This is a genomic window from Nocardiopsis sp. LDBS0036, assembly GCF_041228755.1.
GTDB lineage: Bacteria > Actinomycetota > Actinomycetes > Streptosporangiales > Streptosporangiaceae > Nocardiopsis > Nocardiopsis dassonvillei.
In genome coordinates this window covers 4,385,348-4,397,851 of the sequence record NZ_CP141103.1, presented here as the reverse complement: position 1 = coordinate 4,397,851, position 12,504 = coordinate 4,385,348, and the positions used below count along the sequence as shown (strand labels likewise).

The 12,504-nt window shown below is 72.0% G+C and carries 10 protein-coding genes and 1 tRNA gene; 7 read left to right on the top strand and 4 right to left on the bottom strand.

From position 1 onward, the window contains the following. Positions 1 to 51 precede the first annotated feature (51 nt). Together UIS43_RS18620 and UIS43_RS18615 are read left to right on the top strand one after the other, a co-directional pair. Positions 52 to 972 (top strand): metallophosphoesterase, encoded by a 921-nt coding sequence (locus UIS43_RS18620; protein WP_013156292.1) that lies wholly within the window; start codon positions 52 to 54, stop codon positions 970 to 972. 73 nt (positions 973 to 1,045) lie between these two features. After that, a tRNA-Pro gene (locus UIS43_RS18615) sits at positions 1,046 to 1,119 on the top strand. 230 nt (positions 1,120 to 1,349) lie between these two features. Here the strand turns inward: UIS43_RS18615 and UIS43_RS18610 are convergent. Both UIS43_RS18610 and UIS43_RS18605 read right to left on the bottom strand, forming a co-directional pair. Further along, positions 1,350 to 2,891, bottom strand: a complete 1,542-nt coding sequence (locus tag UIS43_RS18610) for a serine hydrolase domain-containing protein (RefSeq protein ID WP_358456568.1) — start codon at positions 2,889 to 2,891, stop codon at positions 1,350 to 1,352. A gap of 252 nt (positions 2,892 to 3,143) precedes the next feature. Then, positions 3,144 to 3,662, bottom strand: a complete 519-nt coding sequence (locus UIS43_RS18605; RefSeq protein ID WP_013156290.1) for a lytic polysaccharide monooxygenase auxiliary activity family 9 protein — start codon at positions 3,660 to 3,662, stop codon at positions 3,144 to 3,146. Positions 3,663 to 4,208: 546 nt separating this feature from the next. Between UIS43_RS18605 and UIS43_RS18600 the strand changes: the two genes are divergently transcribed. Then, the gene (locus tag UIS43_RS18600; RefSeq protein WP_370011055.1) at positions 4,209 to 5,264 is read left to right on the top strand and encodes a DUF4037 domain-containing protein; all 1,056 of its coding nucleotides are present in this window, start codon (positions 4,209 to 4,211) and stop codon (positions 5,262 to 5,264) included. A gap of 197 nt (positions 5,265 to 5,461) precedes the next feature. Then, on the top strand, positions 5,462 to 6,319 hold the full coding sequence (locus UIS43_RS18595) for an oxygenase MpaB family protein (protein WP_071620971.1): 858 nt from the start codon (positions 5,462 to 5,464) through the stop codon (positions 6,317 to 6,319). Between the two features lie 9 nt (positions 6,320 to 6,328). Here the strand turns inward: UIS43_RS18595 and UIS43_RS18590 are convergent, their stop codons facing one another. Next, a complete protein-coding gene (locus tag UIS43_RS18590) occupies positions 6,329 to 9,319 on the bottom strand; it encodes a BTAD domain-containing putative transcriptional regulator (RefSeq protein WP_304598500.1) in 2,991 nt (996 codons plus the stop codon). Positions 9,320 to 9,451: 132 nt separating this feature from the next. After that, complete coding sequence (locus UIS43_RS18585) at positions 9,452 to 9,628, bottom strand: hypothetical protein (RefSeq protein ID WP_167539520.1); 177 nt, start codon at positions 9,626 to 9,628, stop codon at positions 9,452 to 9,454. Positions 9,629 to 10,493: 865 nt separating this feature from the next. Here UIS43_RS18585 and UIS43_RS18580 point away from each other — a divergent pair. The 3 genes from UIS43_RS18580 (at position 10,494) to UIS43_RS18570 (ending at position 12,499) form a co-directional block, all read left to right on the top strand. Continuing rightward, entirely contained in the window at positions 10,494 to 11,006 is a 513-nt protein-coding gene (locus UIS43_RS18580) for an NUDIX hydrolase (RefSeq protein ID WP_013156285.1), read from the top strand. A 182-nt stretch (positions 11,007 to 11,188) separates the two neighbouring features. After that, positions 11,189 to 11,608, top strand: coding sequence for a hypothetical protein (locus tag UIS43_RS18575; protein WP_013156284.1), 420 nt, complete (start codon positions 11,189 to 11,191; stop codon positions 11,606 to 11,608). 87 nt (positions 11,609 to 11,695) lie between these two features. Further along, a complete protein-coding gene (locus UIS43_RS18570) occupies positions 11,696 to 12,499 on the top strand; it encodes a DUF2786 domain-containing protein (RefSeq protein ID WP_013156283.1) in 804 nt (267 codons plus the stop codon). The last annotated feature ends 5 nt before the right edge of the window (positions 12,500 to 12,504 follow it).

Below are 12,504 nucleotides of genomic sequence, written 5' to 3'. Positions count from 1 at the left end.
CACGCGTGCTCCGTGGATCTGCGACGATCTCTGTGACGACGAAGGAGGGCGATGGGCGCCGACAACAGACGAATCCTGCGCCGGGTGGGGCGCGCGGCCGCGATCACGGGCGCCGTCGGAGCGGCGGGACTGGTCTACGCCTCGGTCATCGAGCGCAACTGGTTCCGGCTGCGCCGCTACGAGCTGCCCCTGCTGCCCCCGGGCAGCCCGCGGCTGCGGATCCTGCACCTGTCCGACGCGCACCTGACACCCGACCGGAAGATGCTCATCGAGTGGATCCGGGGGCTGGAGGCCCACGAGCCGGACCTCGTGGTCAACACGGGCGACTCGCTGGCGCACCCGGACGCGGTGGGACCGTTCACGAAGGCCCTGGGGCCCCTGCTGGACCGGCCGGGCGCGTTCGTGTACGGGTCCAACGACCTGTTCTCGCCGCAGCCGAAGAACCCGGCCCGCTACCTGTGGCGGACCAGCAAGAACGACTACAACAAGCGCCGGACCCCGGACCTGCCCTGGCGCGAGCTGGGCGAGGCCATGTCCGCGTCCGGGTGGCTGGACCTGAACAACCGCAGGGGCGGGCTGAAGGCGGGCGGACTCGACGTCGCCCTGGCCGGGGTGCACGACTCGCACATCAAGCTGGACAGGTACGAGGAGGTCGCCGGACCGGCCGACCCGTCGGCGGACCTGCGTCTGGGCGTGCTGCACTCGCCGGAGCCGTCCAACCTGGACCGGTTCGCGGCCGACGGCTACCAGCTGCTCCTGGCCGGGCACACGCACGGCGGCCAGCTGTGCCTGCCGTTCTACGGGACCCTGGTCACCAACTGCGGGATCGACCGCAGGCGGGCCTGGGGTCTGCACGAGTACGGGGACGCGTGGCTGCACGTGTCCGGCGGCCTGGGCACCTCCCCGTACGCCCCGGTGCGGTTCTGCTGCCGCCCGGAGGCCTCCCTGCTGGACCTCGTGGCCTCCTCCTGACCCCCCTCGGCGCTCCGATCGGAAACCGTGCGCGAGCACTCCCGGGCGTCCGCTAGACTTGTGGACGTTGCTTCGGGGTGTAGCGCAGCTTGGCAGCGCGCTTCGTTCGGGACGAAGAGGTCGTGGGTTCAAATCCCGCCACCCCGACAAAGGAACGGGTGTCCACACAGGTGGGCACCCGTTCTTCGTTTTCCCGGGTCCAGTGCTCCCCCCTACGGTCCGCTCCCCCAGCGCACAGGGCCGGAACCCTCGGCCTGTCGGCTTCCGTGCGTCACCGTTGCGTCAGAAGCGGGAGCCCGGGTTCACGCGCTGGGCGCCTTCGTTCCTGCGGTCCCCGTGGCCCCGACCCGACCGGACCGACCGCCGCCCCGCCTCCGCTAGACCGAGGCCAGCAGGACGAGGATGACCGCGCTCCCCGCGGCGACGGGAGCCGTCAGCGACCACCGCACCCACGGCCGGGCGCCCCTCGCGGTCGGGAGTCGCGGCCACCGGTACGCCCCCACCAGGACGGCGGCGGCCAGGAGGAGCAGACCCGCGACCCACGCCCACGGGGTCACCAGATGCCAGAACCCGGCGAGGAACGCGTACGTGAGCGCCGTGGCGCCGCCGGCCCAGTGGGACACCAGCCCCAGGCGGTCGGTGGGACGGCGCCACCAGCGGCCGGGGCGCCGCCGTGAGGCGAACCCCAGGGCGAGGAGACCGGGGGTGAGAGCGAGCAGGACCGTCGCGGTCGCGTAGATCCTCTCGCCCGCCGCGTTGTCGGGGCTCGGTTCGTCGACACCGAGCAGGCGGATGCCGATGTCCTCGCTGAACCGGTGCGTGTTGGACAGGACCACGGCTCCCCGGTCACCGGTGTAACCGATCCACGCCGTGTGGCCGTTGGTCGTGGCGTTGCCGCCGTGGCCGGTGATCGGCACCCCTCCCAGCGTCTCCACGTACCAGCCGAGGCCCTGTTCGCGGCGCTCGACGTCCCCCGGCGCCACGGGACGCACGGCCGCGGCCCCCGGGGCGGTGCCCTCCATCACCGACGCCAGGAGCAGGCCGAGGTCGCCCGCGGTCGTGACCAGCCCTCCCGACGGGCCGGAGGCCTCCGAGCCCTCCGGGACGAGGGGGCGCCCGAGATCGGCGTTGTGCACCTGGAAGGGGGCACCGTCACCGGTGGTCCGGATCGCGCTGTCCTCCATCCCCAACGGGTCGAGGATCCGTTCTTGGACGAGCTGGGCGTAACTGGTCCCGGCGTGCGCCGCCAGGGCGTGCCCGAGCAGGTCGATCCCGGTGTTGGAGTAGTGGTTGCCGCCTCGCATCGCGGGATCGACCCGCACGTCCTCCGCCACGGTCCGCAGGAACTCCTCGACCGACCCGGGCGGATCCGGGTGGCGTTTGGCCGCGAACTGCCACAACGTCTGGAGCAGGCTGGTCTCCTCCCTGGAGAGGCCCGCGGTGTGCGTAGCCAGCTCCTCCACCGTGACGCCGGCGAGTACGGGATCGGCGAAGTCGACGTCTTCCAGGAGATCGCCGACCCGGGCGTGCGGAGCGAGTTCACCGCGGTCCACCATGTCGGCGAGCAGCATGCCGGGCAGCACCTTGGCGACCGACGCGGAGCCGAACCGGGTGTGTTCCCCCACCGGTTCCCCGTCGGCCCCGGTGCTGCCCAGCCCCGCCGTGCGCACGTGGAGCCCCCCGTCCCCGTCCGTCTCCACCAGCGCGACCGACAGGCCGTGGTACCCCGTGGTGTCGGCGATCCCCCCGCGCACGCGCTCGACCAGCTCCGTGTCCCCGTCGGACTCCGCGCCGAGCTCGTAGGGGCGCGGAGCGAGGGCGGCCGCGCCGACGGTGACGAGGACGGCGGTCAGTGCCGTGATCGCCCACCGTCGCGGTCCGCGCGGACGGTGTCGGGCAGAGGGGTCGGACGCGGTCACTCGGGTCTCCTCGTCTCCGGCCGGGTCGTCGGTGATCCGGGCTCGCCCGAACCTACGGCCGCGGACCGCGGCGGAGCACTACGGGTGTGCCCCGTTCCGGAGGTGGGGCAGGGCCCACCCCGACCAGCACGAAGGCCGGTCCTACGGGACCGGCCTTCGTCGTGCCCGGGGGCGGGCAGGGGGCCTTGCGGGCCGGGAACGCCGCGACCCCGGCCCGGGTGCGGGGGGCCGGGCCGGGGAGGCGTCGGGTCGCTAGCGGATGTTCACGTCCACGCAGGCGTAGAAGGCGTTGCCGGTGTCGGCGACGTTCCAGCGGGCCAGGATCGTGTGGCGGCCGTTGTAGCCGGACAGGTCCACGTTGTGCTGGACGGTCGAGTTCGGCCGCGCCCCGCCGTCGTCGAAGTTGGCGACGCGGTGTCCGCCGATGAAGTACTCCCAGTTGGCGGTGGCGTGCGTGACGGTCAGGGTCCAGGTGAAGTTCACCGAGGTGCCGACCTGGGTGACGTGCCAGCCGTGGTTGTCGTCGTCGAGCTCGGAGAACCGGGAGTTGCCGCCGGAACAGCTCATCAGGCCCTTGGGGCCCTCCACGCTCTGCGGCTCCCACTGGATGCCGCCGCACTCGACCATGCCCGCGGCGCACTGCGCCTGGCGGCTCATGGGCGCCGATACGTAGCCGTGCGCGCTGGCCGCGCTGGCGGGCATGAGGGTGAAGATCAGAGCGGTGGCCGCGGCGACGGCTGAGGCGGAGCGGATCCTTCTGCGGGTCTTCATTGAACGGGGCCCTTCTCTTCGGGTCACGATCCCGTCCGGCCTCGCGGCGCGGTGCGGGGGATTCGTAGCGGGGTGACCCGGACCGTTTCCGGCCCAGGAAGTGGAGTGCGTCCGTGGGGGCTCGGATATTTCCCCCGCGGACACCGGACGTCGTTGTCCCGGCCATTCCGGGCGTCCCCGGAATTTCCTTCCACCTGTTGTCGGTAGACCGTAAAGACCCTGTCACTACACGTCAATACCCCTGCTGTGCTGGGGGACCGCGTACCACCGCGCCGAAGGCCCGACCGGGCGAACGCATTCCGGCACTGGTACTGACGACACTTCCCCGGTCATTTGCGCCGCGAACTGGAAAGACACCTTACAGTAGCGATCCCCGGTCTGTCGTAAAACGTTGTGGACCATCGGCCCTTCGACCCGCTCCTGGAGCGGTCCTAACCAGATGGATAGATTTCCCTTACCCCCGCTCCGACGCGGTCCAGCGGCGGCGGGCCCCCGCGCCGGAAAACGCGTGGCCGCGTGCGGAGGTCGGACCCTAGGCTCTCGGGCGTGACCCCGGTCTTCCTCCCCGGCCTGGAACTGTCCCGGGCCCTGTACACGGACGCGGTCGCGCCCCTGCTCGCCCGCGGGCCCGGGCCGGTCGCGCACGCCGCCGCGCTGCTCGGCGCCGGGTCCGAGGTCCTCGGACTGGACACCGAGCGCTCCACCGACCACGGCTGGGGCCCGCGGCTCCAGGTCTTCGTGGACGAACCCGATGAGCGCGACCGCGCGCTGGCGCTGCTCGCCGAGGGCCTGCCCGAGCGGGTGCGCGGCTGGCCGGTCCGGTTCGGCCCCAACGGCGGCCCTCCCCAGACCTGGCGGCCCGACGCCGACGCGCCCGGCGGCCGCCACCGGGTGGAGGTCAGCGGATCCGGCGAATGGCTGCGGGGCCGACTCGGCTTCGACCCGGGGGAGGGGACGGGGACCGCCGACTGGCTCGCCACACCCACCCAGCGGCTGGCCGAGGTGGTGGGCGGAGCCGTCTTCCACGACGGCGTCGGCGCGCTCACACGGGCCAGGGAGCGCCTGGCCTGGTACCCGGACGACGTGTGGCGGTACGTGCTGGCCTGCCAGTGGCAGCGCGTGTCCCAGGAGGAGGCGTTCGTCGGCCGCTGCGCGGAGGTGGGCGACCGCCTGGGCTCGCGGGTGGTCGCGGCCCGGGTGGTCCGCGACCTCATGCGCCTGGCGCTGCTGCTGGAGCGCCGCTACCCGCCCTACTCCAAGTGGCTGGGAAGCGCCTTCGCCCGCCTGCCCGGGGCGGCGGAGCTGACCCCGCTCCTGGAACGGGCGCTGGACGCGGACGCCGCGGCCCTGGCCGAGGCGTCCTCCCTGGTGGCCGACCGGCAGAACCGGACCGGCCTCGCCGCCGCCCTGGACACCCGGCCCCGACCGTTCCACGAGCGCCCCTGGCCGGTGCTGGACGCGGCCCGGTTCGCCCGTGCCCTGCTGGCGGGGATCACCGACCCCGGACTGGCCGCGCGGCCGCCGGTGGGCTCGGTCGACCAGTTCGCGGACAACACCGACGCGCTGACCCGGCCGGAGATGTTCCGCGCCCTGGGGCCGTGAGCCGCGTCCCAGCCGACGGAGCGCCCCCGTCCACGTCCGTGACCGTCGCGGCGCGGACGGGTGGGAACCATCCCGTGGACGGGTTCCCCCGTCCCTCTTCGGGTCCCGCACACGCCCGGCCCGCCCCGTCACCGCGGGCACGCCCACGAGGGCGCGGCCCTCCCGCCCGCGCGGGCGGGTGCCGTACGATCCCAGGCATGGGCAGACCGTCCGACCGATCACCTCTGCGACGGATCAGCGCGGAGGCCTGCGTCCTCGGCGGCGCGGGGTACGCCGTCCTGCTCCAGATCGCCCACCCCGGCGTCGCCCGCGGGGTGCACGACCACAGCGACTTCTCCTCCCGGCCGTTCGACCGGCTGCTCGGCACCCTCTACTTCGTGTACGGCACGGTCTACGGCACCGAGGAGGAGAGGAGGCGCCTGCACGCCATCGTGCGGGCGCTGCACCGCAAGGTGAACGGCCCCGGGTACCGGGCCCTGGACGACGACCTCCTGCTGTGGGTGGCCGCCACCCTGTTCCAGACCGCCTCGCGACTGCACGCGATGGTGTTCGGCGAACTCGGCGAGGAGGACCGCGCCCTGCACCTGCGCGAGGCGTCGGCGTTCGCCACCGCCCTGGGCCTGCCCGAGGAGAAGTGGCCGGCGTCCCCCGAGGAGTTCGCCGCCTACTGGGACGGCGCCCTGGCCCTGCTGGACGTGGGCGAGGAGGCCCGCGCCATCACCGGGCAGCTGTTCCACCCGGCGAGCGCGCCCCTGCGCCCGCTGATGCGGGTCCAGCTCCTGCTCACCGGCGGGCTGCTTCCGCCCGACCTGCGCGAGCGGTTCGCGATCCCGTGGTCGCCGGCGCGCCAGCGCCGCTTCGACCGGATCGTGCGGACGACCCGCGCGGTGTACCCCTACGTTCCCCGGCCGGTGCGCGTCCTGCCCGCCACGCTGTGCCTGTGGACCATGCGGCGCGGAACCCTGGGGCCGCGCTGGCTGGGGCCGCCGCGGCGCCGTTCGGAACCCGGTGCGGCGCCGCGCCGCGGGGCGGGGGGAACCGTCGGCCGGGACTGACCTCGGCCGTCAGCCGAGGGACGCGGGCGGGTGGTCCTTCAGGGCCTTCCTGGCCTGTTCCGCCTCGGCCAGCCCCAACTCGGTGAAGATCTCCTCGGCCTCGCCGAGGAACCCCCGGGCCCGGTCCGCGGCCATGACCGGTGCGGGCAGGCGTCCGAGGGCGAGCGCGGCGCGGGCGACCATGTGGCGCTCGCCGCGCTCCACCGCGATGGCGTGGGCCCCCTCCAGCTCGGACAGCGCCTCGCGGTGGCGTCCGGCGGCCGCGTAGGTCATCCCCAGGTCGACGCGGATCTCGGCGTCACCACTGCGGCGCCCGTGCTGCTCGGCCAGGTCCAGTGCCGTGGTGTGGGACTCGATCGCCCGCTCCCACTGCTCCGCGGCCCGGTGGGCCAGCCCCAGGGAGTTGTGGATGTAGACCTGGTTGCCCACCAGGCGCAGCTCGTGTGACAGCTCCAGGGCCTCGTTCAGGTCGGCGAAGGCCGCGTCCAGCTCTCCGAGCCCGGTGCGGGCCTCCCCCATGACCCGTTTGGCGTGGGACCGGGTCACCTTCTGGCCCTCGCCCACGGCCTTCTCCATGGACTGCTGGGCACAGTGGAGAGCCTCCGTGTACGCGCCGAGCGTCTGTTTCAGGACGGCGAGGTTGCCCCACTGCAACGCCTCCAGGCGGGTGTCGCCCAGCTGGACCGCGTAGTCCAGCACACCCTGGATGGACTCCGCCGCGTCAGCGAGACGGCCGACGCGCTCGTAGACCATCCCCAGGTTGGCCAGGGCCCGGATGATCCCCCTGCTGTCGTGGATCGCGGTCAGCAGTTCCCGGGCCTCGGTGAGGAAGGCGAGCGACTCGTCGAAGCGCCCCGAGAGGCAGTGGGCGATGCCCAGCCCGATGAGGGTCACCGCGCGCCCGCGCCGGTTCCCCTGCTTGTCGCTGATCTGGAGTGCCCGCTGGTGGGAACTGATCAGCAGGCCCATCTGGCCGTGGAGGGCGTAGAAACGCCACACCGCGTCCGCCATACGCCAGGCGTACTCGCCGTTGCCGTGCGAGGCGAAGTACTCGATCGTCTCCGCGAGGTTCTCCTGGTGCAGGGTGAACCAGTTCTCGGCGTCCTCCCTCCCCGACAGTTCGGTGCGGTAACCCCGGCTCACGTCGATCTCGTCGTCGTGCGCGCGCGGACCCAGGAGGTCGGCGGCGTGCTGTGCCGTGGCCATGTACTGCTCCGCCAGACGGAGCTTCGCGGCCTCGATCTCCCCGGCGTCCAGCAGCATGGCCGCACGATCCCGGGAGAAGGCCCCGATGAGGTCGTGCAGGCGGTACACGTCCCCCTGGGGCTCCTCCAGCAGGCACACCCCGACCAGCTCCTGGAGTATGTCGTCCGCGTCCTCCACCGTCATGTCCAGGAGGGCGGCCGCGCCGCCGAGGTCGATCGTGCTGCCGATCATCAGACCCAGCAGGAGGAAGGTCCTGCTCTGGTCCCGGTTGAGGCTCTGGAAGGACAGGTCGATGGCGGCCTCGACGCTCTGCCCCTCGACCTGGAGTTCGCGGAACTTCCGGTTCTGCTCACCGAGTCGGCGGGCGACGTGCGCGAACGACCACCTGGGACGGCTGAGCATCCGTCCCGCCACCACGCGCAGGGCGAGGGGGAGGCCACCGCAGATCCGGATGATCTCCCGGGCCTGGTCCGGTTCGCGCTGTACGCGGTCCTCTCCCAGGACGCGTCCGAGCAGCTCCAGGGAGGAGCTCTCGTCGAACACCCCCAGGGAGAGGAAGCGGGCGCCGCTGAGCCCGGAGAGTTCGTTGCGGGTCGTGATGAGGGTCATCGACCCCGGCGAGGAGGAGAGGAGCGGGCTGACCTGGGCATAGCTGAACGCGTTGTCGAGGATGACCAGGACCCTGCGCCCCATGAGGGTGGCCCGCCACAGCGCCGCGCGCTCTTCGAGGGACTCGGGCACGGCCTCGGGCTCGACGCCGACCGCGCGCAGCAGGGCGCCCAGCGCGGACATGGCGTCGAGAGGCTCCCTGTCGGTCGTGTACCCGTACAGGTCGATGAACAGCTGTCCGTCGGGGTAGCGCCCGGCCGCCTCATAGCCGAAGCGGACCGCTGTGGTCGTCTTGCCCTCGCCGCCGCTGCCCGTGATGACGCAGACCTGGGCGCGGTCGTCTCCGGTACGGGCCACCTCGTCCAACCGCCGCAGGGACTCCTGGCGTCCGGTGAAGTCCGGCAGGTCCCGCGGGAGGTCGTTGCGGACCACGAAACGCGTTCCCGGCTCCCCGGACGACAGGTCCTGCGGCCCCTCCTCCGAGAAGTCCTCCTGGAGGATCCGGGTGTGCAGGGCGACCAGTTCCGGACCGGGGTCGACACCCAGCTCGTCGGCCAGCCTGGCCCGGAACTCCTCGTAGACGGAGAGCGCCCTGGCCCGTTCGTTGTCGCGCCACAGGGCCGTGATGAGCAGGTGGTGCAGCCGCTCCCTGAAGGGCTCCTCGCTGACCAGGGACGTCAGCCGGGAGACCACGTCGGCGTGCCTGCCCAGTTCCAGCGCGTGGGTGGCCCAGGCCACGACGCAGGACCAGCGCTCCTCCCGGAGGGGGGCGACGACGGTGTAGTCCAGGTACTCGGAGCCGACACCGGAGAAGGGGACTCCGCGCCAGCACTCCAGCGCCTGTTCCAGCATGTCGACCGCGGTCTTGGGCTCGGCCGCGGCGGCCCGGTCCCGGAGCCTGCGGAAGCGGTGCAGGTCGACGGAGTCAGCGTCGACGTCGAGGGTGTACCCGCCGGGGGTGGTGGCGATGGTACCGGGGAGGCTGCGGCGCAGGTGGGATATCTGGACCTGGATCACCGACCGGGCGGTACGGGGCGGATCGTCGCTCCAGAGGTAACCGATGAGTTGGTCGATGGTGACTTCGCGCCCCAGGTGCACCAGCAGCGCGCCCAGCACACAGCGCTGGCGCGGACCGCCGACCGGAACAGGTCGGCCGTCGGACCAGACGGTAATGGGGCCAAGCACGCCGAATTCCACAATCAGCAACCCTAGCAAGGGCCATTGGCCGGAAATAGGGAATACGGACATGCCAACGGCTCCGAGTACCCCCCTCCACGCAGGTACTCGGAGTGACCGTTGGACTACCCGAAAAAGGAGTTACTTCTCCTCAGCGGACTTCTTCTCGGCGGGCGCGCTCTCGACGGGCGGCGCGGCCGGGACCGGCTTCGAGGGGTCCGGCTCCTGGTAGGGCTGCATCTTGTCCGCGCGCACCTCGCGGAGGTCGCCGGCGACGATCGCCTCGAACTCCTCGTCCACGGTCAGCATCTTCGGCACTCGGACTCCTCTTCTCACGGCACTCGCGTAGAGCCGCAAGGTAGCCCTACGTCTACGAAGCATCAACGGACCCCGCCTTCCGGCGGACTGGCCACCCGTGGCGGGTTCCGCCTCAAAGCACACCACGGGTGGCATGTGTCCAACGAACGTCGCACTGTGTCGGACCCGCGAGCCGTCCTCTCGCGGGTCCGAACGCGTCGAACGTGTTCCACACTAGAGAGATCCTCTTCCACTCCGCTTTCAGTCTTCTTTCAGCGCTGAAATCGGTGTGGCGGCGGCGGTTCGGGGGCCGCGCCATCATGGACCGCCGGAGTCCGCCGGGGCCAGCGATTGGCCGGTTGCGGACGGTCAGAGCCCGTGCACCTGGTGTGCGGCGGCCGTCACGCACCACGCGCCCGCCGTCCGGGGGCGCGCCTTCGATCGGGGAGAACGCCCTCCGCGGGGCCGGATTCCGCTTCCTCTCCAACCTTCCGGAAAACGACGGGGATAAACCAAACGTTCCCCTCATCGCCGAAATCCGGAAAATTCCCGGACTCAGGAGGGCAAGCTTGTTCCCGTCCCCCGGAAGGCCCGCGCCCCGGACGCGACAGGCGTTCCCTTGCGAAGCTTTTCGTACCTCTCGCGTTCTTCCCCCATCCGTGTCCCGGACGCTCCCCCGGGACCGGCGCCCCTTCGGAGATCCCGACACGCTCGAACGGCCACGAGGTCCCGGGTGGGCGCGCCCTCCGCCGGGAACTCCCTGTGGCGCCGGGCACGTACACCGGGAGGAGGGCTGCGCGAGCCCGGTGTCGGGCCATAGGTTGCTAGGGAGCATGCCGATCGGACGGCAGCGGCGGTCCCGGAGGGCGCGAAGTTGGAGGACGTGATGCTGGAGGGCGACGGAAACGGCTGGGTGAGCCTGCCGGACGGAACCCGCAGGTGGGGGATCTACGGCGCGGCCGGACTGCTGCTGTACGCCACCGACGCCGCCGGAGCGGGCCACGTGCTGCTCCAGCACCGGGCGGGCTGGACCCACATGGGGGGCACCTGGGGCATCCCCGGGGGCGCCCGCAACCGGGACGAGACACCCCTGGAGGCCGCCGTGCGCGAGTTCGAGGAGGAGGTCGAGGGCGACCTGGACGGGTACAGCCTCCTCGGCGTCCACGAGGAGGACCTGACCGTGTGGCGTTACGACACGTTCATGGCGAGCCTGCCGGGGCTGACGCCGTTCCGGCCGGGCAACTCCGAGAGCAAGGAGGTGCGCTGGGTGCCGGTGGACTCCGCCGACTCGCTCCCGCTGCTGCCGCCGTTCCGCGCCGCGTGGCCGCACCTGCACGCGAACCTGGTCTCGGCCTTCTCGGAGAACGGCGGCGGTCCGGGCACTTCCGCGACCGGTTGAGCGTTGGACCCTGCGCGGGGGCCTTCCGCGCACCCGTCGGGAGTCCGGGCGGGGTGCCGGAGGGCGGTCTCGGGGGAATGTCAGGGGCGGATCCCTGATGCGCTCCGGGCTCCGGCCCCGCATGCTGGAGGGGACGGCCCGGCGCAGAGCGGTCGTCACGCTATTCGACTGGAGCAGTGGACATGACGCTGGAGCGCGGTAACGCATTCACTCCCGTCGCCTCGGCGACGATGATCTGGCCCTGGACCACCTCGGTGCTGGGGGGTGCCGCCGGCGGTGCCCTCTTCTTCCTCCTCAACCTGGGCTCGGGCCTGGGCGCGATCGCCTCCGGTCTGACCGCGGCGGTGGTCTTCTTCTCACTGATCGGCGGTGTGGGCGGCGTGATGAGCCGCAAGGCCGACCGCCGGGGCAGGCGCTACGCCGCCACCTACCCGTTCCGGTACGCGGCCGTGCCCGCCGGAATCGGCGGCGCGGGGTACGCCCTCGTCAGCATCTTCACCGGCTCGATCATCGGCGGTCTGTTCGGCGGGTTGTTCGTCGCGGCGGCGATCTGGATCACCGTTGGCCTCATCGCGATGGTGGTCGGCAACAAGAACGCCTAGGCTCGGTATCTTCCGCCGATGGTGGAAGGCAGATACTCACCTAGGGGAGACAACCGGGCGCCGATGACTGAATCTGCTCGTCAGAAGATGGTCGAGCGGGTCCGCGGGCTCCTCCGCATGGCGGAGGACCCCGCGGTTACTGATGCCGAGAGCCAGGCGTTCACCGCCAAGGCCGCCGAGCTGATGACCCGCCACGCGATCGCGGAGGCCGAGGCCCGCGCCGAGAGGGGCGAGGCGCCGGACGCGATCAGCCGCATGGACTACACCGTCTCGGGGGTGGGGGGCCACGGCAAGGCACGGGTGCGCGCACTGGCCGACATCTCCGCGGCCTACGGCTGCCAGTCCGCGGTACGGGGCAACAACTCCGAGAACACCGAACGCGTCATGATCCTCGTGGGCACGGTGAGCGCGCTGGACGCGCTGCGTATGCTGCTGCCGTCGATCTCCATGCAGATGGAGGCCTCGGCGAAGTTCATGAGTTCGTCGCACGTGGCCGACATCCGGGAGCTGCGCAACTACACGCGCTCGGAGCTGGAGACCGAGCGCAAGCGCTACTACCGGTCGTTCGTGCGCGCCTACGGGCAGGCGGTGGCCGAGCGCATCCGCGAGTTCCGCGCGCGGTTGCAGGAGATGGCCTCGCCGGGCGGCTCGGGCGGGTCTGGGGAGAGCGTGGACGCCTCCCGCGGCGCGGAGCTGGTGCTGCTCAACGACGTGCACCGGGTGAGCGAGGAGTTCCAGAAGCAGTTCCCGCAGCTGCGCAAGCACCGGCCCGAGCGCACGCACAGCGCCGCGGGGTACCGGGCGGGCTACCGGCGGGGGCGCCAGGCCGAACTGGGGCTGGACACGCCGGTGGGGAGCGGTGGTTCGTCCGCGCTGAACGAGAGCGAGTAGGCCCC

What these genes read in the sequence shown, in the direction of transcription:
- UIS43_RS18605 (WP_013156290.1), bottom strand. Translation starts at nt 3,662, where the DNA reads ATGAAGACCCGCAGAAGGATCCGCTCCGCCTCAGCCGTCGCCGCGGCC.
- UIS43_RS18620 (WP_013156292.1), top strand. Translation starts at nt 52, where the DNA reads ATGGGCGCCGACAACAGACGAATCCTGCGCCGGGTGGGGCGCGCGGCC.
- UIS43_RS18570 (WP_013156283.1), top strand. Translation starts at nt 11,696, where the DNA reads ATGGTCGAGCGGGTCCGCGGGCTCCTCCGCATGGCGGAGGACCCCGCG.
- UIS43_RS18595 (WP_071620971.1), top strand. Translation starts at nt 5,462, where the DNA reads ATGGGCAGACCGTCCGACCGATCACCTCTGCGACGGATCAGCGCGGAG.
- UIS43_RS18575 (WP_013156284.1), top strand. Translation starts at nt 11,189, where the DNA reads ATGACGCTGGAGCGCGGTAACGCATTCACTCCCGTCGCCTCGGCGACG.
- UIS43_RS18580 (WP_013156285.1), top strand. Translation starts at nt 10,494, where the DNA reads ATGCTGGAGGGCGACGGAAACGGCTGGGTGAGCCTGCCGGACGGAACC.